The following is a 20,579-nucleotide window of genomic DNA, read 5'->3' on the forward strand; positions in this document are numbered from 1 at the left end:
TGTCCGACCGTTACGGCGTCGACCTGGCCGCCGCCGAACCGGTATCGATCGGCACCGAGACCATCACCCGACGCGTCACCTTGGCGGATTCGCGGCGGATCTACGTCAGTCAGTACCGGATCACCGCTGATCTGGAGCGCGCGCAGGCCGCGTGGGCCATGTCGGTGTTCTGCCGCACTGCCCGTGTACCCACCCCGCGGGTGTGGCGCAACCGGGACGGAGAGATCCTCACCTGCCTTGACGGCGCGGGCTGGGTGGTGAATGACGAGGCGCCCGGCAGGGTGGCCACGAAGCCGCTGACTGTGCCGCGCGCCCAGCACATCGGTCTACTCCTCGGCCGCATGCATCTGGCCCTGGCCTCATATCCAGCGCCGGCACGCATACGTCAGACTCAGTGGCGTACAGCGCCGCTCGACCTGCATGTGCACCGGAAGCGCCGGCCAGTGCTCGCACATCTTGTCGCCCGCCTCAACATCGACGAGGTAGTGGTCCTTACCTCCCAAGATGTAGTCGTACACCCGCGCCGAGTGCGCCGTCGAAGTATCGATCCGATCGCCTGCGCCGTGCATGGGCCTCTCCGCTCTTCACCGCTGACTTGGCCCTCAGACGCTACGTCGGACCGCCACTCGAACCACTTGATGCCGTCACCGCACCACCGTGAAGGCCAACCAGCCACCAGACCACCAAGAACCCGCGCCACCGCGGCAGCGTCACCGCCGACGCACCACTGGCACGATGACATCGCCACCGAGACAGGACGGAAGACCACATGAGCGAGCTCGAAACCCTGCGCGGAGCCATCCGCGCGGAACTCGACAACCTCTGGAACGACCTCGACGCGGCCCGCGACGATGCCCTTCGCGGCCACTGGTCCATGCGCTGCGACTTCCTCACCGACCGCATCAAGAAGCTCACCGCGCTCGTCGGCCCGCCCCCGTGGCGCAATGTCGAACTCTCGCTGCTCGAGGACGGCGTCTACCAGCGTGTGCATGCCGAGCTCGGAGTGCAGGCGCCCGTCGACATGGAAGCAGTAGCGCAGTCCCGTGCGAGGCTCGATGAGGACCGCGAGCGCCTGCAGCAAGGGCAGAAGAGCAGCAGGTAGTTTCCGCTAACCGCCGCGAACCCGGACTGGTGGTCAGTCGATCGCCGAGCAACCGGTCACCTGGGGATTTGAGGAGACACGTTAACCGGAAGCCCCAGCTCCTTGCAGGGGGACATCCCGGGGGACGGTCGGGGGACAGAACGCTAACGACAGCCAGGGAAAACTACGGATAGACCAGGCAAGAACACCGTCCAGCTACAGCCCCCACCCTGCACTTGCAAGCCTCTGACCTGCATTGATGAGGCGCCGACCTGGGGAGATCCCGGGTTCCTAACTTGGTCCGGAAGCAGAAGCCACCATCTCTGAAGTTCTGTTGTCAGGACAGTGCGGTTGTCAGGACAAAGCATTGACAGGAGCCGCGGGGCGTGGCGAGTGTGGGTGCATGCGCATCGGACTCATCGGAACGGGCCGTATCGGCACATTTCATTCGGCGGCCCTCGGCCGTCACCCCGAGGTGACGTCCCTGGTCGTCGCCGACGTGGACGGCACCCGGGCGGCCGACCTCGCGGAGCGGCTGGGGGCGGAGGCGGCCTCCTCCGTCGAGGAGGTGTTCGCCCTCGGGGTGGACGCCCTGGTGATCACCGCGGCCACCTCGGCACACGCCGAACTGATCGGCGGGGCGGCCCGCGCCGGGCTCCCGGTGTTCTGCGAGAAGCCCATCGCGCTCGACCTGCCGGGCACGCTCGCCGCGCTCGCCGAGGTCGAGGCCGCGGGCACGGTCCTCCAACTCGGCTTCCAGCGCCGCTTCGACGCGGGGTACGCGGCGGCGCGGGCCGCCGTCCGCGCGGGCAGCCTCGGCCGGCTGCACACGGTGCGGGCCGTCACCTCGGACCCGGCGCCGCCCGCGGCCGCGTACCTGCCGCTCTCCGGTGGTCTGTACCGCGACTGCCTGGTGCACGACTTCGACATCCTGCGCTGGGTGACGGGGCGTGAGGTCACCGAGGTCTACGCGACCGGTTCGGACGCGGGCCCCGCGATGTTCCGCGCGGCGGGCGACGTCGGCACCGCGGCCGTCCTGCTCACCCTGGACGACGGCACGCTCTGCACGGCGACGGCGACCCGGTGCAACGGCGCGGGCTACGACGTGCGCATGGAACTGGCCGGTGAGATCGACCAGTTGGCGGTGGGCCTGGACGACCGCACACCGCTGACCTCGACGGAACCGATGGGCCCCGGCGCACCGGACAAGCCCTGGCCCGGCTTCCTCGAACGGTTCGCGCCCGCCTACGAGGCGGAACTCGCGGCCTTCGTCGACGTCGTACGCGGCGAGCGGGCGAACCCCTGCGACGGCCGCGAGGCGCTGCACGCGCTGCGGATCGCGGAGGCGTGCGAGCAGTCGCGGCGCGAGCGGCGGCTCGTGCGGATGGCGGAGATTCCGGGCGCCTGACGCCCACGCACCACACGCGTCACGACACGCGCCACGCGCCTCACACGTCACGGCTCACCCCTCGCCCCTCACGCCGTGGAGAGCACCGTCCCCTGGGCGATCGCGCACAGGACCTCGACGCCCTCGGGACGTTCCGCCGATGCCGCGCCGCTCACGGTGAGCAACTCGCAGCGCACCACCGCCTGACGGCGTCCCGAGTGCGCGACGGTGGCGCGGGCGATCAGCTTGGCGCCGGTCGCCGGTCGTACGTACTGGATGGAGAAGCCGGAGGTCAGCACGGCGGGGCCGAGGGTCGTGCCCGCGGCGAACGTGATGCTGTTGTCCGCGGCGTACGCGAGGACACCGCCGTGCAGGAAGCCGTTCTGCTGCTGGAGTTCCTCGCGGACATCGATCTCCAGCGTGGCCGCGCCGTCGCCGAACCGCGTGATGCGGGCCCGTACGAGACGGCTGAACGGCTGGGCGTCCAGGACCTTCCGTGCCATCTCGAAGTCGATCGGCTCGACCTCTTCGTCCGGCGTGACCGGCTGGGGTTCGTTCGGCGGGAACTCAGTCATGAGGGGACTTCTATCACCGGGCGGGAAGCCGCCGCAGCCCTTCAGTCCCCGCGCTGCGAGCCGTCCAGCAGCCCCGCGTCATGGGCGAGGAGGGCGATCTGCACCCGGTTGTTGAGGTCGAGCTTCGTCAGGATGCGGGAGACGTGGGCCTTGACGGTGGCCACGCTCAGGAAGAGTTCCGCCGCGATGTCCGCGTTGGAGCCGCCCTTGCCGACCGCGACGGCCACCTCGCGTTCGCGCTCGGCCAGCGTGCCGAGCCGCTCCAACGCCCGCCGCCTGCGGTCCGTCTGGGGGTCCACGCCGGTCACCTGCGTGATCAACTGCTGGGTCACGGTGGGCGAGAGCACCGGCTCGCCCGCGGCCACCGCGCGTACCGCGGCGACGATCTCGGCGGGCGCCGTGTCCTTGAGCACGAAGCCCGCGGCGCCCGCCCGCAGCGCGCGCAGGACCTGCTCGTCGGCGTGGAAGGTGGTGAGCACGATGACTTCGGGGGCGTCGGGCCGCCTGCGCAGCGCCTCCGTGGCCGCGAGGCCGTCCATGGTGGGCATGCGGATGTCCATCAGGACGACGTCGGGGCGGAGTTCACCGACGAGCGGGGCGACCTCCGTGCCGTCGCCCGCCTCCCCCACGATCTCGATGTCGTCGGCGCCGCCGAGCATGAAGGAGAGCCCGGCGCGGACCAGTGGGTCGTCGTCGACGAGGAGCAGCCTGATGGTGTTCATGGGGCCCACGGTAGCCATGCCTCCAGGTGGAAGCCGCCCTCGGGCGGCGTACCGTGCTCCAGCCTGCCGCCCGCGAGCGAGGCCCGCTCGGTCAGGCCGATCAACCCCTGCCCGGAACCGGGCACTTTGGGCACGTCGCCGGCCGGTGCGGGGTTGCGCACGGAGAGCGTCAGGCCCTCGCCGGGTACGCCCGACACGGCGACGGTCACCTCGGTTCCCGGTGCGTGTTTGCGGGCGTTGGTCAGCGCCTCCTGGGTGATGCGGTACGCGGTGCGGCCGACGGCCGCGGGCACGGACGCCGGGTCGGCGACCCGGTTGTCGAGGACGACCTTCATGCCCGCCGCGCGGGACTCGGCGACCAGGGTGTCCAGGGCCGTGAGCGTGGGCTGCGGGCGGCCCGAGGCGTCCGCGTCGCCGCCCCGCAGGACGCCGATCACCTGGCGCAGGTCCTGGAGCGCCTCGTGGGAGCTCTCCCGGATGACGCCCGCGGCGCGGACGATCTCCGCGCGGGGTGCGTCGGGGCGGAACTCCAGGGCGCCCGCGTGCACGCTGAGCAGCGTCAGGCGGTGCGCGAGGACGTCGTGCATCTCGCGGGCGATGGCCTCGCGGGCGAGGCGCTGGGCCTGTTCGGCGCGGAGCGCGGCCTCGTTCTCGGCGCGCAGGGCGCGGTCGCGCAGGCTGAGCAGGAGTTGGCGCCGGGAGCGCACGAACATGCCCCAGCCCATGACCGCCGCGGTCAGTACGACGCCGAAGGCGATGGCGATCCCGTAGGGCATGTCCGCGTCGGGCCGCAGCCAGCAGGTGAGGGGGACCACCAGGACCGAGGCGCCGCCGACCCAGGCGACGTACCGGAAGGGCCGGTGCACGGCGAGGGTGAAGAGGGCGATCGCGGCCGCGCCGCCCGCGGTGTCGGAGGCGACCCCCACCGGCACCAGCGCGATGGCGAGCCCCACCGGCCAGCGCCTGCGCAGCCAGACCGCGGCGCAGGCGAGCGCGCCGATCACCTGGTCGAGCTCGGCGTAGCCCGCGGAGACGTGCGGGTTGTTCCCGACCGCGTCGGCGCCGATCATGCCGATCAGGACGGCCGTGAGGAAGCAGGTGAAGTCCACGAGCCAGTCGCGCACGGTCCGCCGGGTGCCGCGGCGCCGCGCGTGGTCGGGGTCGAGTTCGCTCGCGATGGCGGAGGGCAGCGCCCACGGCCTTCCGGCCAGGGACCGGGGGGTGGGGTCAGTGCCGCTCATGGTCGACAAATCTACGCACTGTCCAGGGCCCGGGGTGTCCCCCGCGCGTGATCGTCTACCAAAGTCGCGCAGGTCCACGACTTTCGGACCCACGCCTGAGGGGGATCCTCGCCCCGCGGCCGATGTGCGTGGGGAAGCGCCGGGGCGAGGATCCCGGTATGAGACAGGTACTTGAGTTCCTCGGCGTACTGCTGTTGATCCAGGGGGCGGCCGGGCTGATCCACGAGCTCACCGGCAGCCTGGACGGCTGGGGCCTCGTGCAGCGTCTCGGCTTCCTGGACGGCTACGAGATCTTCGCGAGCGTCACGCTGCTCGTGCTCGCCGTCGCGCTCTTCGCCGCGGTGGAGAGCCACCGGTCACGCTGACCGGCCGCCGGGACCGTACGCCCCCGAGGACTTCAGCAGCCGTGGTCCACCAGGTCGAAGGACGCGTAGTGGTCCGCGGTGTAGTAGTCCTCCTGGCTCTTGTCGCCGGTCACGATGCGCCGGGCACCGCGGTCGTCGGAGCCGGGCGTGATGACCGTGTACTCGTGGTAGTAGCCGGAGCTCTGCTTGGGCAGCTCGCCCTCACGGTTCTGGAAGACCGTGCCGTCCTGCGGGTACGGGTAGGGGCCGCCCTTGTCGATCAGGTCCAGGGTGTCGTGCGCCTGGGAGGGCAGGGCGGAGAGGCAGATCTTGCCGACCGCGGTGACGGAGTGCGCGACGGGGGCGGCGGGCGCGGCGCTCGCGGTGGCCGCGACGGGGCCGCCGATGAGCAGGGCGGCGGCGAGGGCGGTGACGCTGACGATTCGTGGGGGGATTCGCATGGGTCCAGTGTGACGCGCGTAGAGGTTGGCGTGTCAACGTCAAGTGCGGTGAATTTTCCGGGAGTTACCGGCTGTTAACCGTGTGCGACGCGCTCTTCTCCGTCACTTCTTCTCCGCATCCGCGACGGCGGCCTTCTCGGCGACAGCGGCCTTCTCCGCGGCGACGGCCCGCTCCGCGGCGGCGCTCTTCTCCGCGGCGGCGGCCGCCACCCGGTGTTCGGCCATGTACTCGCGCAGCCGCAGGCTGGTCGAACCGCTCGTCAGCAGCACGGCCCCGGCGACGGCGGGCGGTACCGACGCGGCCAGCCAGCCCAGGAGTTCGGGCCACCGCCGCTCGGCGACGCACGCGTCGGGCTGGCCCTCCTCGTACGTGCTCGCCTCCTTCTCGTACGGCGCGTCACGGTCGGGGAAGAGGACGGAGTCGCACTTCGTGCTGCCGTACTGGCGCTGCACCTCGAAGGGCTTGACGAGTTTGACGGCGAGCACGATCCAGACGAGCCCCGCCACCATCAGCAGCCCGATGCCCACGCGGCGCATCACCTCGGCCCGCCTCACGAACGCGTACTCGAAGTCCGTCACGCCCGCACTCCCCTCCTGTCGTGTCCCCTTCACAGTCCGAGGAAGCTATCACCGCGCCCGGCGCCCCAGACCCGTGCCCACCAGCACGAGCACCCCGCCCAGCACGCCGAGCGCGCCGATCCGTTCGCCGCCGATCACGATGCCCACGAACGCGGCCCACAGGGGTTCCGTGCCGAGCAGCAGGCTCACCCGTGACGGCGAGGTCCTGCGCACCGCCCACATCTGTACGAAGAAGGCGAAGAGCGTGCAGAAGACCGCGAGGAAGAGCAGGCCCGCCCACTCCCGTGCGCCGAAGTCCGCCGCGACGGACCAGGGCGCCTCGCCCGTCCCCGCGGCCGCGAGCAGCGCGAACACCAGCATCGCGGCGCCCAGTTGGACCGTGGTCAGGGAGAGCGAGTCGGCGTCCCGCACCGCCTTGACGCGCGCCATCGCGAGGACGTGCGCGGTGCGGGCGAGAGCGGCGAGCAGGATGAGCAGATCGCCGGGCGAGGGGCGGGTGAAGCCGCCGCTCTGGGTCAGCAGGACCACGCCGAGCACGGAGAGCCCGGCCGCGGCGAGGAACACGCGCGGCGGCCGCTTCCGCCGCGCCGCGGCCTCGGCGAGCGGCGTGAAGACCATGGTGAGGCTGATGATCAGGCCCGCGTTGGTCGCCGATGTGTGCACGACGCCGTAGGTCTCCAGGAGGAAGATCCCGGCGAGGATCAGACCGAGCGTCCCCGCCCCGCGCCACTGCGCGGCCGTGAGCCCCCGCAGGGACCGCCACCCGGCCACCACGAGGGCGGGCAGCACCACTCCGAAGCGCAGCACGAGCACGGCGACGACCGTGTGGGTCGTGGTGATGCCCTTGGCCGCGAGATAGCTGGCGCCCCACACCACGGCCACCAGGAGCACGGGCAGATCGGTGAGCCAGACACGGCGCGGGGCGAGCGTGGCGGGGGCGGCGAGCGTCGACACGGGGCACGGTCTCCAACGGGTGCGGCAACTGCTGCGACGGTGTGGAGACTTCGGCGGCTCGCACGCGGAGCGCACACCGTATCCGTCGAAGATCGCGCCGGGAAGACCGGCCGCCCCGCGTCTCACGGGCCGGTCGGCTGCTCCCTTCCCTGCCGGTCAGAAACTCCCGTACTCCGGGCGGCCCACGCGCTCGTACGTGCTGATCACGACGCCCTTGGACGTCGTGCGCGACCCGCTGAGCCGGAACGCGGTGGGCAGCCCGCCCGCCGCGAAGAGCCGTGTGCCCGCGCCGAGGGCGACGGGGAACGTCAGCAGGTTCAGGCCGTCGATCAGGTCGTGCGCCATCAGGGAGCGCGCGAGCCCCGCGCTGCCGTGCATCTGGAGCTCGCGCCCCGGCTGCTCCTTGAGCGCGGTGACGTCCTTGACCAGGTCGTCGCGGCCGATGATCCGCGTGCCCTGCCAGTCGGCGGTGGTCAGGGTGGTGCTCGCGACGTACTTCGGCAGGGAGTTGAGCCGCGAGGCCACCGGGTCGGCGGGGTCGGTCTTGTCGGGCCAGTACCCGGCGAAGATGTCGTAGGTGTTCCTGCCGAGCAGGAAGGCGTCGACCCGGTCGAAGACCTCGGTGACGAAGACGCCGAAGTCCTCGTCGTCGTAGGGCACCGACCAGCCGCCCTGCTCGAAGCCGCCGCTGCGGTCCTCCTCCGGGCCGCCCGGGGCCTGGATGACGCCGTCGAGGGTGAGGAACTGGGTGAGGGTGAGCTTCATGGTCCGCGCCTTCTCTCGGATGGGTGCGTACTCCCGGCCGGATGCCGTGTCCTTCATCTACTGAGACCGGCCGGCGGCCGGGAAGTCATCGACGCCCGTGCCCCCGAAATCCGCGTCCGTTTCCCGCCAGCCACCGCCCGCCCGGACGCGTTTCATTGAACCCGCAAGCACTTCTCGCCCACAGCGGCGGATACCACCCGATACACACAGAAGAGGTACGGACATGTCTACTCTCACCGGCAAGAAGGCCCTGGTCACCGGCGGCAGCCGCGGCATGGGCGCGGCCGCCGCGCTGCACCTGGCCGAGCAGGGCGCGGACGTGGCGATCACCTACGTACAGAACGAGGACGCGGCCCGTGAGGTCGTCGCGAAGATCGAGTCGACGGGGCGGCGCGGCTTCGCCATCAAGGCGGACGCGGCCGAGGCCGGGGACGCGGCGGGCGCCGTGGAGCGCGCGGCCGACGACCTGGGCGGCCTGGACATCCTGGTGAACAACGCGGGCATCGGCGTGCTCGGACCGATCGGCGACCTGACGCTCGCGGACGTCGACCGGGTCATCGCCGTCAACGTGCGCGGCGTCTTCCTCGCCTCGCAGGCGGCGGCGGGCAGGCTCGGCGACGGCGGCCGGATCATCACCATCGGCAGCTGCATGGCCCAGCGGGTGCCGGGCCCCGGCGGCACGCTCTACGCGACGAGCAAGGCCGCCCTGATCGGTCTGAACAAGGCGCTCGCACGGGAGTTGGGCGGGCGCCGGATCACCGCGAACCTGGTCCAGCCGGGCCCCATCGACACCGACATGAACCCGGCGGGCGGCCCCTTCGCCGAAGGACAGAGCGCCATGACGGCACTCGGCCGCTTCGGTTCCGCCGCCGAGGTGGCGTCCCTGGTCGGCTATCTGGCCGGGCAGGACGCCGCGTACATCACCGGCACCGAGCTGTCGGTCGACGGCGGTCACGCCGCCTGACCGCGCGGAATTGGTTGCGGGGCGCACCGGGGCTGTCCACCCGGTGCGCCCCACGTTCAGCGGGGGCGGATCAGCCGCCCAGCTCCTGGTGACGGGCGGCCAGCTTGGCCGCGCCGCCCTCGGTCAGCGAACCGAACAGGCGCAGCCGGGAGATGCCGCCGTCGGGGAAGATGTCGACGCGCACGTGGGTGCCGACGACCGGCGCGGCCAGCACGAAGCGGTGGTTGGTGTCGGGCTGGAGCCGGGTGCGCGGCAGCGCCTCGACCCACTCGCCGCTCTCACCGTCACGTACGGACAGGGCGGCCCAGCCGGCCGAGTTGCCCTTCAGGTACGCGGTGTCGATCTCGACCGAGCGGATCTCGGACTGCTGGACGAGCTGGTAGCGGATCCAGTCGTTGCCGTTGTCACGGCGGCGGCGGGTCTCCCAGCCGTCGTCCATCTTGCGGGAGCGGCCCGGCTGGATGGTGTTGGTGGCCGGGGAGTAGAAGCGGTCGGAGGCGTCCTCGACCTGGCCGCCGTTCTCCAGCGCGACGACGTCGAACGTGCCGAGCGCGGCGAGCCACTTGGGGTCGGCGGCGACCTCGCCGTAGACACGGAGGCGGGCGATGCCGCCGTCCGGGTGCTGGTTGACGCGCAGGTGCGTGAAGCGCTGCTCGACGTCGACGGCGAAACCGTTGGCGGCGTGTCCGCCGACGGCCGTGCGCGGTACGAGGGTCGTCCACTTCACGTCGTCGCCGAGGAGCTCCTCGGGGGTCGGCGAACCCTCGACGCTGGCGCCCTCGACGGAGACGGCCTGCGGGTAGTTGCCGCGGAAGTGGGCGGTGTCGATGACGATGCCGCGTACGACGCCGGGGGCGCCGAGGCGGACGAGCGCCCAGTCGTGGTCGTCGGCGGTGGGCCACGGGTGCTCACCGGACACGCCGCGCCTGCGACGGGTCTCCCACCCGTCCATGACCTTTCCCTTGTGCCCGAAGTGCTCCGGGTCGAAGACCGCGTCGTGCGGCAGCAGCAGGTTCTCGCGCATCGCGAAGAACTCGTCGTTGGCGGCGATCACACCGGCGCCGAGCTGCCGGTCGGCGAGGTTGGCGTACGGGGTGAAGGGGAAGTCGGCCGTGCGGTAGTCGGCAAAGGGCTCGCCGCCGCCGTAGGGGCTCGCGTCGCCGGTGAAGGAAGGTATCGCCGTCACTGCTCAGTTGTTCCTTTCCAGAAGTCGGCCTGCGGGTTCACTGAACTCGCCGCCGTGCAGGATGCGTTCGCCGCGCAGCCAGGTGGACTTCACGACGCCGCTGAGGGTCTTGCCCGCGTACGCCGTGACCCGGTTCCGGTGCTGCAGCTCCGCGGGGTCCACGGTGAAGGTCTCGTCGGGCGCGAGGACCGCGAAGTCGGCGTCGCGGCCGGCCTCGATGGCGCCCTTCCGGTCGAGTCCGACCAGTTGTGCGGTGCGGGTGGACATCCACCGCACCACGTCCTCGAGGGAGTGACCGCGCTTGCGCGCCTCGGTCCAGACGGCGGGCAGGCTCAGCTGGAGCCCGGAGATGCCGCCCCAGGCGGTCGCGAAGTCGTCGGTCTTCAGATCCGCGGTGGAGGGAGAGTGGTCCGTCACGACGCAGTCGATGGTGCCGTCGGCGAGCGCGGCCCACAGCAGGTCCTGGTTGCCGGCCTCCCGGATGGGCGGGCAGCACTTGAACTCGCTGGCCCCGTCCGGGACTTCCTCGGCGGTCAGGGTCAGGTAGTGCGGGCAGGTCTCGACGGTCAGCTGGACGCCCTCGCGCTTGGCGGCGGCGACGAGCGGCAGCGCGTCGGAGGAGGAGAGGTGCAGGACGTGCACGCGGGCGCCGAGCCGCTTGGCGACGGCGATGAGGCCCTCGATCGCCGTGTCCTCGGAGATACGAGGACGGGTCTGCAGGTAGTCCGCGTACTTGGGGCCCGCCTTGTGCGGGGCGGCGTCCAGCTCGTGCGGGTCCTCGGCGTGCACGATCAGCAGGCCGCCGAAGCCGGTGATCTCCGCCATCGAGGCGGTGAGCTGTTCCTGGTTCAGCTCCGGGAACTCGTCCACGCCGGACGGCGAGAGGAAGCACTTGAACCCGTACACGCCCGCGTCGTGCAGCGGCTTCAGGTCCTGCACGTTGTCGGGCAGCGCGCCGCCCCAGAAGCCCACGTCGATGTGGGCCTTGCTCCTGGCGACGTCCTGCTTGGTCCGCAGGTTGTCCACGGTCGTGGTCGGCGGCAGGGAGTTGAGCGGCATGTCGACCAGGGTCGTGATGCCGCCGGCGGCCGCGGCGCGGGTGGCGGTCCAGAAGCCCTCCCACTCCGTACGTCCGGGGTCGTTCACGTGGACGTGCGTGTCGACGAGGCCGGGCAGCAGGACGTCGTCGCCGAAGTCCTCCAGGCGAGCGCCGTCCGGCACCTCGGCGTCGTACGCGCCGACGGCCACGATCGTCCCGCCGGCGACGGCGACCGATGCGGCCCGCGTACCCTCCGGCGTGATGACGCGAGTCGAGCGAAGAACCAGCTCAGCGGCCACGTCCTGTTCCGACACCCGTGTCCCCTCTCTTCTGTTCCGCTTCACAGACCTTTTGTTTCCGCTTAACGGAATTCAACGTTCTGTTGAAGGAGTTTTCACGCTCGACCGCGAGACGTCAAGGGTCGATTTCTCTTCCCTGGCGTACTGGACGTTTCCACAACGTGGAATTAGAATTCCGCTTGCCAGAACGTAGCTATGCACAACCAGACCGTCGAGAGATCACGGGACATCCCAGCGAAGACGCGGACAAAGGCCCCCGTGAACCCCTCTGACCGGCGGAGACGCCGTGACGCGCAAGAACCCCTGGGAAGAACCGCCCGGTAGGCTGCTTCCTTGCCCGCCAGCACCGAAAGGAACGCGCCGTGCCGACGTCCAGCGCCAGCGACGCTTCTGCTGAAGTCGCCGCCTCCAAAACCCCCGCCGCGAGCGGTGGGGTCCAGTCCCTCGAGCGCGCCTTCGACCTCCTTGAGCGGATGGCGGACGCCGGGGGCGAGGTCGGCCTCAGCGAGCTCTCCGCCAGCAGCGGTCTTCCGCTCCCCACGATCCACCGCCTGATGCGTACGCTCGTCGCCTGCGGCTACGTACGTCAGCAGGCCAACCGCCGCTATTCGCTCGGCCCGCGCCTGATCCGCCTCGGCGAATCGGCGTCGCGGCTGCTCGGCACGTGGGCCCGCCCCTACCTCGCCCGGCTCGTCGAGGAGACCGGCGAGACCGCGAACATGGCGCTGCTCGACGGCGACGAGATCGTGTACGTCGCGCAGGTGCCGTCCAAGCACTCCATGCGGATGTTCACCGAGGTCGGGCGGCGTGTGCTGCCGCACTCCACGGGTGTGGGCAAGGCGCTTCTCGCCCACACCCCTCCGGAGGAGGTCCGCGCGCTCCTCTCCCGTACGGGCATGCCCGCCGCCACGGAGAAGACGATCACCACCCCCGAGGGCTTCCTCGACGCGCTCGAAGAGGTGCGGCGCACGGGGTACGCGGTGGACGACAACGAACAGGAGATCGGCGTCCGCTGCCTGGCCGTGCCGGTGCCGAACTCCCCCACGGCGGCGGCGATCTCCATCTCGGGCCCGGCCGGCCGCGTCACGGAATCCGCCACGGACAAGATCGTCCCGGTGCTCCAGCAGGTAGCGGTGGAACTCTCCGCGGCCCTGGCGAGCGCGACGCCGACCGCGTAAGGCCGTCTCTCGTCGCCCGGCTTGGGGTCGTGCGCCTGGGGTGCGGGTGCGGGGCGGGGCCGCGGCGGTATGTCCGTCCTCGCTATCCCGGTGAACCGCCACACCCATGCACCTCGGTACGCCGCCACTTGTGCTCCGGGCAGACATACCGCCACGTCCCCTCCGGTCTCGCTCGCGGCTGCGGGCCGGTGGGGCACCGGGTTCACTGGGGCAGCGGCGCGGTCCGGGGTGTATGTGGGGCCACCCCCGCCGGGGCGCGGTCGCGCAGCCGGCCTGAGGGGACGTGGGGGTATGTGCGCACGGAGCACAAGTGGCCACCGAGGCAAGGAAGCAAGTCCATTGGCCCCTGCCCCGGGATAGCGAGTACGTACATACCCCCACGGCCCCGCCCCACAGACGAACCCCGCGCACCAGCCCACCCGGACCCGCAGACGATCCCCGCCCCGGCCCGCGCCCAGCGCCCGCCCAGCTACTCCACCCCCACCGCATCCATCGGCCCCAACCGCCCATCCACCATCTCCACCACCCGATCCGCCACCCCAAGCCGCGCCCGGTCATGCGTGACCAGCACCGTCGACGTCCCCCGTGCCCGCGTCAGCCCCGCCAGCAGGTCGAGCACCGCCGCCCCCCGCTCATGGTCCAACGCACTCGTCGGTTCATCCACCAGCAACACCGCCGGCCCGTTCATCAACGCCCGCGCGATTCCCACCCGTTGCCTCTGTCCACCCGACAACTGATGCGGACGGCGCCCCGACTCCGCCTCCAGGCCCACCGCGGCCAACAGTTCTCGCGCCCGCTCCGGCGCCCCCCGCCGCACCCCCGCCAGCCGCGCCATGAGCTCCAACTGCTCCACCGCGGTCAGCGACGGCAGCAGATTCGGCTGCTGGAAGACGATGCCCAGCCGTGTCCGCCGCAGCTCCGCCTTCTCGGACCGGGTCAGTGAACCCGTCTCCACCCCGTCGACGACGACCCGTCCCCGATCGGGGCTGACCAGCGTCGCCGCCACGGCGAGCAGGCTGGATTTGCCGGAGCCGGAGGGGCCCACCACCGCCGTCATCGTCCCGGCAGGGACCTCTAGGCCGACGCCGTCCAGCGCGGTGAGCCGCCCACCCCCGTCCGGGTACGTCAGCGTGACGTCTTCAACGGCCAAAGAAATCGAAGAAGTCGAAGAAGAACTCGAAGTACTCATCGTGCACTCCCCAGCGCTACCAACGGATCGACGGCGGTGATCCGCCGCACGGAAAGACCGGCTCCCAGCACCCCGAGCAGCACCATCACCCCGGCGGGCCACAGCACGGTCGACGGCTCCAGGACGAACGGGACGTCGCCCCCGCCGATGAGCCGGCCCACGCCCACGGCGATCACGGTCCCGATCCCCGTACCGGCGACGAGCATCACCACCGCCTGCCCGAGCGCGTCGCGCAGCAGATAGCGCGTGGAGGCCCCGAGCGCCTTGAGGACGGCGATGTCCCCCGCGCGCTGGATGGTCCACACCGTGAAGAACGCCCCTATGACCAGCGCGGAGATGACGAACAGGAAGCCCCTCATCAGCTGGAGGGACCCGTTCTCGGCCTGGTAGGAACCGATCGCGCTCAACGCCCCGTCCAGGGACTTCGTCTCGGTTCCCGCCGCCGCGTCACCGCCCGCGAGATCGACCCCGTCGCCGGTCCGCAGCGCGACCACGGTGGCCTGCTCGTCGACGGACGTACCGCGGTGCCCGAGCCCCTGCCAGTCGTCGAGCGTGACCCACACGACGGGCGTATGGCTGTACGAGGCGTCGGAGGCGATCCGCGCGACGCGTTCGTGCTGACCGCTGCCGCCGAGCCTGACCCGGTCGCCGACCCTCACGCCCAGATCGTCGGCGGCCTGCTCGGAGAGCACCGCCTCGCCCGGAGCGAGGCCGTCCGGGGCGATCCCGGAGTCCGGCTCGACGCCGAAGGCGGAGACCGCGCCGGACCGGTCGCCCGCGGTGGCGTTGAGCGTGCTGATCCCGATGGGCTGCGCGGAGGTCACCCCGGGGCGCGCGGCCCACTTCTCCCAGGCGCCCTGCCGCAGCGAGGAGTTGGTGAAGGAGACGGACTGGCCGTCGGGGGGCGCGGCGAAGGCGAGGTGGTCGGCGGGCAGTCCGGTGATCGCCGAGGTGTTCTCCCTGGCGAGCCCGGCGGTCAGCCCGGACAGCAGACCGACGAGCAGGGTGATCAGTACGACGACGGCCCCCATGAGGGCGAACCGCCCCTTGGCGAACCGCAGGTCTCTCCATGCGACGAACATGCCCCCACCCTGCGGCCACCCGCACCCTCCAGGCATCGCGCCACAGCACGCTTCACCCGAATCGAAGGAGGGAGCCGTCTTTCAAACTTTCGGTTGACGGCGCGGAGGGGACCACCCCGTACCGTGAAGGGGGCACAGCCGTGCGAGGCCCCGCCGCCGGACCGGCCCGTCCGCGGCCCCGCCCCCGGGACGGCCGCAGCACGCCGGCCCTCTCCTACGCTGGAAGAACCATGCCGCGCCCTCAGAAGACCGCCCCACCGGCACCAGCCGCCGCACCCGCCCCTGCGCCCACACCCCCGGCGGCCGCGCCCCCGACCCCGGTGACCCTCACGCTCCGCCTCTGTCTGCACGCCCTGCTCGCCGGGCTGCTCGCCCTGACCGCGGTGAAGGCGCTCACCGGCGCGAACGAGGCGGACGTCACCGGCGGAGCGGGCGGCGCCGCGCACCACCCCGCGGCGGTCGTCGCGGCCGCGCTCCTGATGGGCGCCGTGTACGCGGCGGGCACGCTGAGCCCCAGGATCCCCCGCTCGGGCCGGGCCGCCGCGCTCTGGCTCGGGGCGCTCGGCGCGAGCTGGCTGGTGCTGCTCGCGCTCTCCCCCGACGGGCTCTGGGCGGCGTTCCCGCTGTACTTCCTCCAGCTGCACCTGCTCCCGCTGCGCTGGGCGCTCCCCACCGTGCTGGGCACGGCCGCCGCGGCGATCGCGAGCTTCCTGGTGCACAGCGCGCAGGTCACGCCGGGCAGCTTCATAGGCCCGCTGCTCGGCGCGGCGGTGGCCGTGGTCACGGTCCTCGGCTACCAGACTCTGTACCGCGAGAGCGAACGCCGCCGCGAGCTGATCGACGAGCTGGTGGCGACCCGCGCCGAACTCGCCGCGGCCGAGCGCACCGCGGGCACCCTCGCCGAACGCGAGCGTCTGGCGCGCGAGATCCACGACACGCTCGCGCAGGGCCTCTCTTCGATCCAGCTGCTCCTGCGGGCCGCGCAGCGCGGACTCCCCACGGGCTCCCCCGCCGCCCCGCACATCGAACAGGCGCGCGCCGCGGCGCAGGCCAACCTCGCGGAGGCCCGCCGCTTCGTCCGCGCGCTGACCCCGCCGGACCTGGCGCACGGCTCGCTGGCCGGGGCCCTCGAACGACTGAGCACGTCGAGCCCGGGGCCACGGGTCCGCTTCTCCGTCAGCGGCACCCCGGCCGAGCTGCCCACACCGTACGAAGTGGCGCTCCTGCGCATCGCCCAGTCCGCGCTCGCCAACACGGTGCGGCACGCGGCGGCGGACCGCGCCGAGATCACGCTGACGTTCATGGAGGCCTCCGTCACGCTCGACGTGGTGGACGACGGCCGCGGCTTCGACCCCGCGGCGGAGCCGCCCGCCGCCGCCTCTCGGAACAGCGGCGACGGCGGCTTCGGGCTGCCCGCGATGCGGTCGCGCGCCGAGTCGCTCGGCGGCACGTTCACGGTCGAGTCCGGCACGGGCCAGGGCACGGCCGTGGCGATCTCGCTGCCACTGCCCGCCCGCACCCGGGAGGCCGCCGCGTGATGCCGCACACCGGTCCTAGCACGATCCGTCTGCTCCTCGCCGACGACCACCCGGTCGTACGGGCCGGTCTGCGCGCCGTGCTCGACGCCGAGCCGGACTTCGAGATCGTCGCGGAGGCGGCGACGGCGGAGGGCGCGGTGGCGCGGGCCGCGAGCGGCGGGATCGACGTGGTGCTGATGGATCTCCAGTTCGGCGCCGGGATGCACGGCGCGGCGGCGACGGCCGCGATCACCGCGGTCGACGGAGCGCCGCGGGTCCTGGTGCTCACGACGTACGACACGGACGCGGACATCCTCGCCGCGGTCGAGGCGGGCGCGGCCGGCTATCTGCTCAAGGACGCGCCGCCCGAGGAGCTGGCCGCCGCGGTCCGCACCGCCGCGTCCGGCCGCTCGGCGCTCGCCCCCGCGATCGCGCACCGGCTCATGGACCGGATGCGGGCGCCCGGCGAGGCGCTCAGCCGCCGGGAACTGGAGGTGCTGCGCCTGGTGCGGGACGGTCTGTCCAACCAGCGGATCAGCAAGGAACTGTTCCTGAGCCAGGCCACCGTGAAGTCCCATCTGGTGCACATCTACGCGAAGCTCGGCGTCGACTCCCGCACGGCCGCGGTGGCGGCGGCGACGTCACGCGGCCTGATCAGACGCGGCACCTGACACCAGCGCGAAATCCTCCGCCGTGACCCGCCGCAGCGCCCTGCGCAGCCCCTTCGGTACGGGCGGTGCGGGCACCGTGAGGACGGCGCAGCCCGCGTGCGCCCGGACATGGCGGTGGATCCTGGTGCCGCGTGCGCGGCCTTGACGGGCGCCGAGGACGAGGAGGTCGTCCGGGCGGCTCGCGAGCGCGCACAGGGCGCGGCCCGGCCGGTCCCTGACGACCAGACGCTCCACCGTGCCGATCCCGGCCGGGGCCCCGCCGAAGACCTGGTCGAAGGCACGGTCGAGGCGGGCCCGTGCCTCGCCCTGCCAGTGCCGCGCCCATTCCGGGTCGGGGTGGCGCAGATACAGCGCCTCGCCCTCCGGCGGTTCCCAGGCGACGACCGCGACGAGCCGCAGCCCGCCGCGCTCGGCCTCGGCCGCGCCCGCGCGCAGCGCGGCGAGGCTCGCGAGGGAGCCGCTCACCCCGACGATCACGCGCCCAGCCGCGCCGCCGCCCGCGCCTCCCGCCCGCTCTTCTCCGCGTCCCGTCCACTCCGTCCGCTCCGTCCGCTCCGTCGATTCCACCGGTATCCCGTCCCCTCCCAGGCCAATCAGGCCGACTCAAGGTGCCTGAAAGGGATTCTGTAGGCTCATTGGCCTGGCAGGCAGGGCCAATACGAGGGAGTTGGCATGGCAGAGGCACATGTGGTCCACGCCGTGGACAGGAGGCTCGGCAGCCGTCGGCTCGCCGCGCTGCTGCACGGCACGGCCGGTGAGCACCCCGGCTACCGCGCGCTCGCGCACGGCGTCCGCACCCTCCTGCTCGACGGCCGGGTGCCGCTGCGCACCCGGCTGCCCGCGGAACGGGAGCTCGCCACGGCGCTGGGCGTCAGCAGGGCCACGGTCACGGCGGCGTACGACGTGCTGCGCGAGGGCGGCTACGCGCGCAGCCGGCGCGGCGCGGGCACCTGGACCGAGCTGCCCGAGGGGCAGCGGCCGACCGGTGTGTCGGTGTTCCCCGCGGGTGACGGCGTGCTCGACCTGGCGAGCGCCGCGCCCGGCGCTCCGGAGCCCGAGCTCGCTGCGGCGCTCGGCGCGGCGGCCGCGATGCTGGCCGAGCACGCGCCGACGCCGGGCTACCACCCGTACGGCATACCGGAGTTGAGGGCGGCCGTCGCGGAGCGCTTCACGCGGCGCGGGCTGCCGACCCTGCCCGACCAGATCCTGATCACCACGGGCGCCCAGCACGCGCTGTCGCTGACGCTCGCCCTGCTCGGCAGGCAGGGCGACCGGGTCCTCGTGGAGAACCCGTCGTACCCGAACGCCCTGGACGCGATCCGCGGGGCGGGGCTGCGCGCGGTGCCCGTGCCGGTCGCGGAGGACGGCTGGGACAGCGGCCTCGTCGAGTCGTCGCTGCGGCAGGCGGCACCCCGCATCGCCTACCTCGTACCGGACTTCCAGAATCCGACCGGCTGTCTGATGCCGCGCGAGCAGCGCGTGCGCATCCTGGAGACGGCCCGCGCCACGGGCACCTGGCTGCTGATCGACGAGACCATCGCGGACATCGCGCTCGACGTGCCGCCGCCCGCGCCGTTCGCCTCGCTCGCGTCGCACGGGACGGCCGAACAAGTCGTCACCGTGGGGTCGTTGAGCAAGACGCACTGGGGCGGGCTGCGGATCGGCTGGGTGCGTGCGGGGTCACGGCTGATCACCGAGCTGGCGATGAAGCGGGTGCCGAGCGACATGGCGACGCCCGTGATCGAGCAGCTGGTGGCGCTGCATCTGCTGGGCGGTATGGACGAGGTGCTGCGCGAGCGGCTGCCGATGCTGCGCGCGCAGCGGGACGCGCTCGCGGATTCGCTCGCCCGCCATCTGCCCGAGTGGCGCTGGCAGTTGCCGCCCGGCGGGCTCTCGCTCTGGGTGGACCTGGGCCGCCCGGTGGCGTCCGCGCTCGCGGCCGCCGCGCTCGGGCACGGCGTACGCGTCGAGGGCGGCCCGCGCTTCGGCGCCGATCCGGGCACGCACGAACACCGGCTGCGCATCCCGTTCGTACTCCCGCCCGAGCGGTCGGAGCAGGCGGTACGACGCCTGGCCGCCGCACTGGCGGGCGACCTGCGGCCGGTCAACGGCGATCAGGCGCAGCGCAATTGGGTGGCCTGAGACAACGTCACCTCACCGGTCGCCGAGGCTCGGCGCCACGCCCGGGCAGCCGGGTACCGCCACCGTTCCCCGACCACCGGGCATCCCCACCGCTCACCGGTCGCCGAACATCTCCACCGCGCCGCGCACCGCCGCGAGCCCCGCGGCCAGGGCGCTCACCGAGCCGATCGCGCCCGCGACGAGCAGCAGCGATCTGCGCATCCTGAGGACCTCGGGGGTACCGCCGCGGGCCATCTCGGCGAGTGCCGCGAGTTCGTCCTCGGCGATGCCGCGGTCCGTGAACTCGGCGGGGTGCGCGGCGAGTTCACGGCGCAGCCGGGCCACGGAGGCGTTCAGCTCCGCCACCCGTGGATCCTCGCCGCTGCCGGTCACTCGTCTCTGCCCCATGCTCCGCAACACAGCTCTCCCCCTCGCGCGCCTTCGCGCGCGTACACGTACAGGCCTTCGCCGACCCGCGCGGCGTTGGTCAGACGCCGAAGGGTCGCGGGTCAGTAAACGCCACACGGTCATGGATGCGCCACTTTCCGGCCGTCCGCACGGCCGGAACATCGCGTATCGCTTGGTGTATGCAGGAGTCATGACGAGAGAGACGGACGGGCCGGGATCCGCGGCCGGCGAGGTCGTGGGGCTGCTGCTCGCGGCGGGCGGTGGGCGCAGGCTCGGCGGGCGGCCGAAGGCGCTCCTTGAGCACCGGGGGCGGCCGCTGGTGGAGCACGCGGTGGGGGTGCTGCGGGAGGCGGGCTGCACCCGGGTGCACGTGGTGCTCGGCGCGGCCGCCGACGCCGTACGGGAGCGGGCCGCGCTGCCCGGATGTGTCCTTGTCGACAATCCCGACTGGGAGGAGGGCATGGGCTCCTCGCTGCGGGCGGGCCTGGAGTCGTTGCGCTCCGCCGGCGGCGGCTCGGCGGCGCTCGTCTCGCTCGTGGACCAGCCGGGGATCGGCGCGGCGGCGACGGCCCGGGTGCGCGCCGCCTACCGCTCGCCCGGGACGCTCGCGGCGGCGTCGTACGAGGGGGTGCGGGGCCATCCGGTCCTGTTCGGCTCGGCGCACTGGGCCGGGATCGCGGCGAGCGCGGTGGGCGACCGGGGAGCGCGCGCCTATCTGAAGGAACACGCGGCCGAGGTGACTCTGGTCGAGTGCGGGGACGTGGCGCGGGCACACGACATAGACACCGTCGAGGACCTGATCCACTTGGAGTGACC

Annotated in this window: 22 protein-coding genes and 1 pseudogene; 9 read left to right on the plus strand and 14 right to left on the minus strand. The window is 72.5% G+C overall.

Annotated features, from left to right (window positions below; translation table 11 throughout):
- Window positions 1–404: 404 nt before the first annotated feature.
- Window positions 405–569 (minus strand): annotated as a pseudogene (locus ACIO9J_RS14315) (SAM-dependent methyltransferase); the annotation flags it as partial.
- A 200-nt stretch (window positions 570–769) separates the two neighbouring features.
- Here ACIO9J_RS14315 and ACIO9J_RS14320 point away from each other — a divergent pair.
- Together ACIO9J_RS14320 and ACIO9J_RS14325 are read left to right on the plus strand one after the other, a co-directional pair.
- Window positions 770–1,102, plus strand: coding sequence for a hypothetical protein (locus ACIO9J_RS14320; RefSeq protein WP_401997698.1), 333 nt, complete (start codon window positions 770–772; stop codon window positions 1,100–1,102).
- Between the two features lie 382 nt (window positions 1,103–1,484).
- On the plus strand, window positions 1,485–2,489 hold the full coding sequence (locus tag ACIO9J_RS14325; RefSeq protein WP_401997701.1) for a Gfo/Idh/MocA family oxidoreductase: 1,005 nt from the start codon (window positions 1,485–1,487) through the stop codon (window positions 2,487–2,489).
- A gap of 68 nt (window positions 2,490–2,557) precedes the next feature.
- Here ACIO9J_RS14325 and ACIO9J_RS14330 read toward each other — a convergent pair whose 3' ends face one another.
- The 3 genes from ACIO9J_RS14330 to ACIO9J_RS14340 are packed head-to-tail and all read right to left on the minus strand — an operon-like array spanning window position 2,558 to window position 5,006.
- Window positions 2,558–3,043: a PaaI family thioesterase gene (locus tag ACIO9J_RS14330; protein WP_401997704.1), complete on the minus strand. Its 486-nt coding sequence runs from the start codon at window positions 3,041–3,043 to the stop codon at window positions 2,558–2,560.
- Window positions 3,044–3,084: 41 nt separating this feature from the next.
- Window positions 3,085–3,765 (minus strand): response regulator, encoded by a 681-nt coding sequence (locus ACIO9J_RS14335; RefSeq protein WP_401997707.1) that lies wholly within the window; start codon window positions 3,763–3,765, stop codon window positions 3,085–3,087.
- Window positions 3,762–5,006, minus strand: coding sequence for a sensor histidine kinase (locus ACIO9J_RS14340; RefSeq protein WP_401997710.1), 1,245 nt, complete (start codon window positions 5,004–5,006; stop codon window positions 3,762–3,764). Before ACIO9J_RS14340 ends, ACIO9J_RS14335 begins: the two co-directional genes overlap by 4 nt.
- Before the next feature lie 158 nt (window positions 5,007–5,164).
- On the opposite strand from ACIO9J_RS14340, the gene ACIO9J_RS14345 reads away from it, so the two are divergent.
- Entirely contained in the window at window positions 5,165–5,371 is a 207-nt protein-coding gene (locus ACIO9J_RS14345; RefSeq protein WP_401997713.1) for a hypothetical protein, read from the plus strand.
- Between the two features lie 32 nt (window positions 5,372–5,403).
- Here ACIO9J_RS14345 and ACIO9J_RS14350 read toward each other — a convergent pair whose 3' ends face one another.
- The 4 genes from ACIO9J_RS14350 to ACIO9J_RS14365 all read right to left on the minus strand — a co-directional run bounded on the left by ACIO9J_RS14350 (window position 5,404) and on the right by ACIO9J_RS14365 (window position 8,109).
- Window positions 5,404–5,811, minus strand: a complete 408-nt coding sequence (locus ACIO9J_RS14350) for a ribonuclease (RefSeq protein ID WP_401997716.1) — start codon at window positions 5,809–5,811, stop codon at window positions 5,404–5,406.
- 102 nt (window positions 5,812–5,913) lie between these two features.
- Window positions 5,914–6,390 (minus strand): hypothetical protein, encoded by a 477-nt coding sequence (locus ACIO9J_RS14355; protein ID WP_401997719.1) that lies wholly within the window; start codon window positions 6,388–6,390, stop codon window positions 5,914–5,916.
- Between the two features lie 48 nt (window positions 6,391–6,438).
- Window positions 6,439–7,344 carry a DMT family transporter gene (locus ACIO9J_RS14360; RefSeq protein WP_401997722.1) on the minus strand — a complete coding sequence of 302 codons (906 nt, stop codon included), beginning with the start codon at window positions 7,342–7,344 and terminating at the stop codon, window positions 6,439–6,441.
- Window positions 7,345–7,500: 156 nt separating this feature from the next.
- Window positions 7,501–8,109 carry a dihydrofolate reductase family protein gene (locus ACIO9J_RS14365; RefSeq protein WP_401997724.1) on the minus strand — a complete coding sequence of 203 codons (609 nt, stop codon included), beginning with the start codon at window positions 8,107–8,109 and terminating at the stop codon, window positions 7,501–7,503.
- Between the two features lie 223 nt (window positions 8,110–8,332).
- Between ACIO9J_RS14365 and ACIO9J_RS14370 the strand changes: the two genes are divergently transcribed.
- The gene (locus tag ACIO9J_RS14370) at window positions 8,333–9,073 is read left to right on the plus strand and encodes an SDR family oxidoreductase (RefSeq protein WP_401997727.1); all 741 of its coding nucleotides are present in this window, start codon (window positions 8,333–8,335) and stop codon (window positions 9,071–9,073) included.
- Between the two features lie 70 nt (window positions 9,074–9,143).
- On the opposite strand, the gene alc is transcribed toward ACIO9J_RS14370, so the two are convergent.
- Complete coding sequence (gene alc / locus ACIO9J_RS14375; protein WP_401997730.1) at window positions 9,144–10,259, minus strand: allantoicase; 1,116 nt, start codon at window positions 10,257–10,259, stop codon at window positions 9,144–9,146.
- A gap of 3 nt (window positions 10,260–10,262) precedes the next feature.
- A complete protein-coding gene (gene allB, locus ACIO9J_RS14380) occupies window positions 10,263–11,612 on the minus strand; it encodes an allantoinase AllB (RefSeq protein WP_401997733.1) in 1,350 nt (449 codons plus the stop codon).
- Window positions 11,613–11,959: 347 nt separating this feature from the next.
- On the opposite strand from allB, the gene ACIO9J_RS14385 reads away from it, so the two are divergent.
- Window positions 11,960–12,775: an IclR family transcriptional regulator gene (locus tag ACIO9J_RS14385; protein WP_401997736.1), complete on the plus strand. Its 816-nt coding sequence runs from the start codon at window positions 11,960–11,962 to the stop codon at window positions 12,773–12,775.
- Window positions 12,776–13,244: 469 nt separating this feature from the next.
- Here ACIO9J_RS14385 and ACIO9J_RS14390 read toward each other — a convergent pair whose 3' ends face one another.
- Window positions 13,245–13,964, minus strand: a complete 720-nt coding sequence (locus tag ACIO9J_RS14390; RefSeq protein WP_401997738.1) for an ABC transporter ATP-binding protein — start codon at window positions 13,962–13,964, stop codon at window positions 13,245–13,247.
- On the minus strand, window positions 13,961–15,046 hold the full coding sequence (locus tag ACIO9J_RS14395; RefSeq protein ID WP_401997741.1) for an ABC transporter permease: 1,086 nt from the start codon (window positions 15,044–15,046) through the stop codon (window positions 13,961–13,963). The genes ACIO9J_RS14390 and ACIO9J_RS14395 overlap by 4 nt, the downstream gene beginning before the upstream one ends.
- A 230-nt stretch (window positions 15,047–15,276) precedes the next feature.
- Between ACIO9J_RS14395 and ACIO9J_RS14400 the strand changes: the two genes are divergently transcribed.
- Together ACIO9J_RS14400 and ACIO9J_RS14405 are read left to right on the plus strand one after the other, a co-directional pair.
- Window positions 15,277–16,584 carry a sensor histidine kinase gene (locus ACIO9J_RS14400; protein WP_401997744.1) on the plus strand — a complete coding sequence of 436 codons (1,308 nt, stop codon included), beginning with the start codon at window positions 15,277–15,279 and terminating at the stop codon, window positions 16,582–16,584.
- Window positions 16,584–17,234 carry a response regulator gene (locus tag ACIO9J_RS14405; RefSeq protein WP_401998614.1) on the plus strand — a complete coding sequence of 217 codons (651 nt, stop codon included), beginning with the start codon at window positions 16,584–16,586 and terminating at the stop codon, window positions 17,232–17,234. Before ACIO9J_RS14400 ends, ACIO9J_RS14405 begins: the two co-directional genes overlap by 1 nt.
- Here the strand turns inward: ACIO9J_RS14405 and ACIO9J_RS14410 are convergent.
- Window positions 17,205–17,801, minus strand: a complete 597-nt coding sequence (locus ACIO9J_RS14410; protein WP_401997747.1) for a universal stress protein — start codon at window positions 17,799–17,801, stop codon at window positions 17,205–17,207. The two genes, ACIO9J_RS14405 and ACIO9J_RS14410, sit on opposite strands and share 30 nt — an antisense overlap.
- Before the next feature lie 105 nt (window positions 17,802–17,906).
- Here ACIO9J_RS14410 and ACIO9J_RS14415 point away from each other — a divergent pair, with 105 nt between their 5' ends.
- A complete protein-coding gene (locus ACIO9J_RS14415; RefSeq protein ID WP_401997750.1) occupies window positions 17,907–19,376 on the plus strand; it encodes a PLP-dependent aminotransferase family protein in 1,470 nt (489 codons plus the stop codon).
- Window positions 19,377–19,469: 93 nt separating this feature from the next.
- On the opposite strand, the gene ACIO9J_RS14420 is transcribed toward ACIO9J_RS14415, so the two are convergent.
- Complete coding sequence (locus ACIO9J_RS14420) at window positions 19,470–19,775, minus strand: DUF5955 family protein (protein WP_401997753.1); 306 nt, start codon at window positions 19,773–19,775, stop codon at window positions 19,470–19,472.
- A 178-nt stretch (window positions 19,776–19,953) separates the two neighbouring features.
- On the opposite strand from ACIO9J_RS14420, the gene ACIO9J_RS14425 reads away from it, so the two are divergent.
- Window positions 19,954–20,577 (plus strand): NTP transferase domain-containing protein, encoded by a 624-nt coding sequence (locus tag ACIO9J_RS14425; protein WP_401997756.1) that lies wholly within the window; start codon window positions 19,954–19,956, stop codon window positions 20,575–20,577.
- The last annotated feature ends 2 nt before the right edge of the window (window positions 20,578–20,579 follow it).

Source organism: Streptomyces sp. NPDC087300, from assembly GCF_044744425.1.
In the GTDB taxonomy this organism is placed as follows: Bacteria; Actinomycetota; Actinomycetes; order Streptomycetales; family Streptomycetaceae; genus Streptomyces.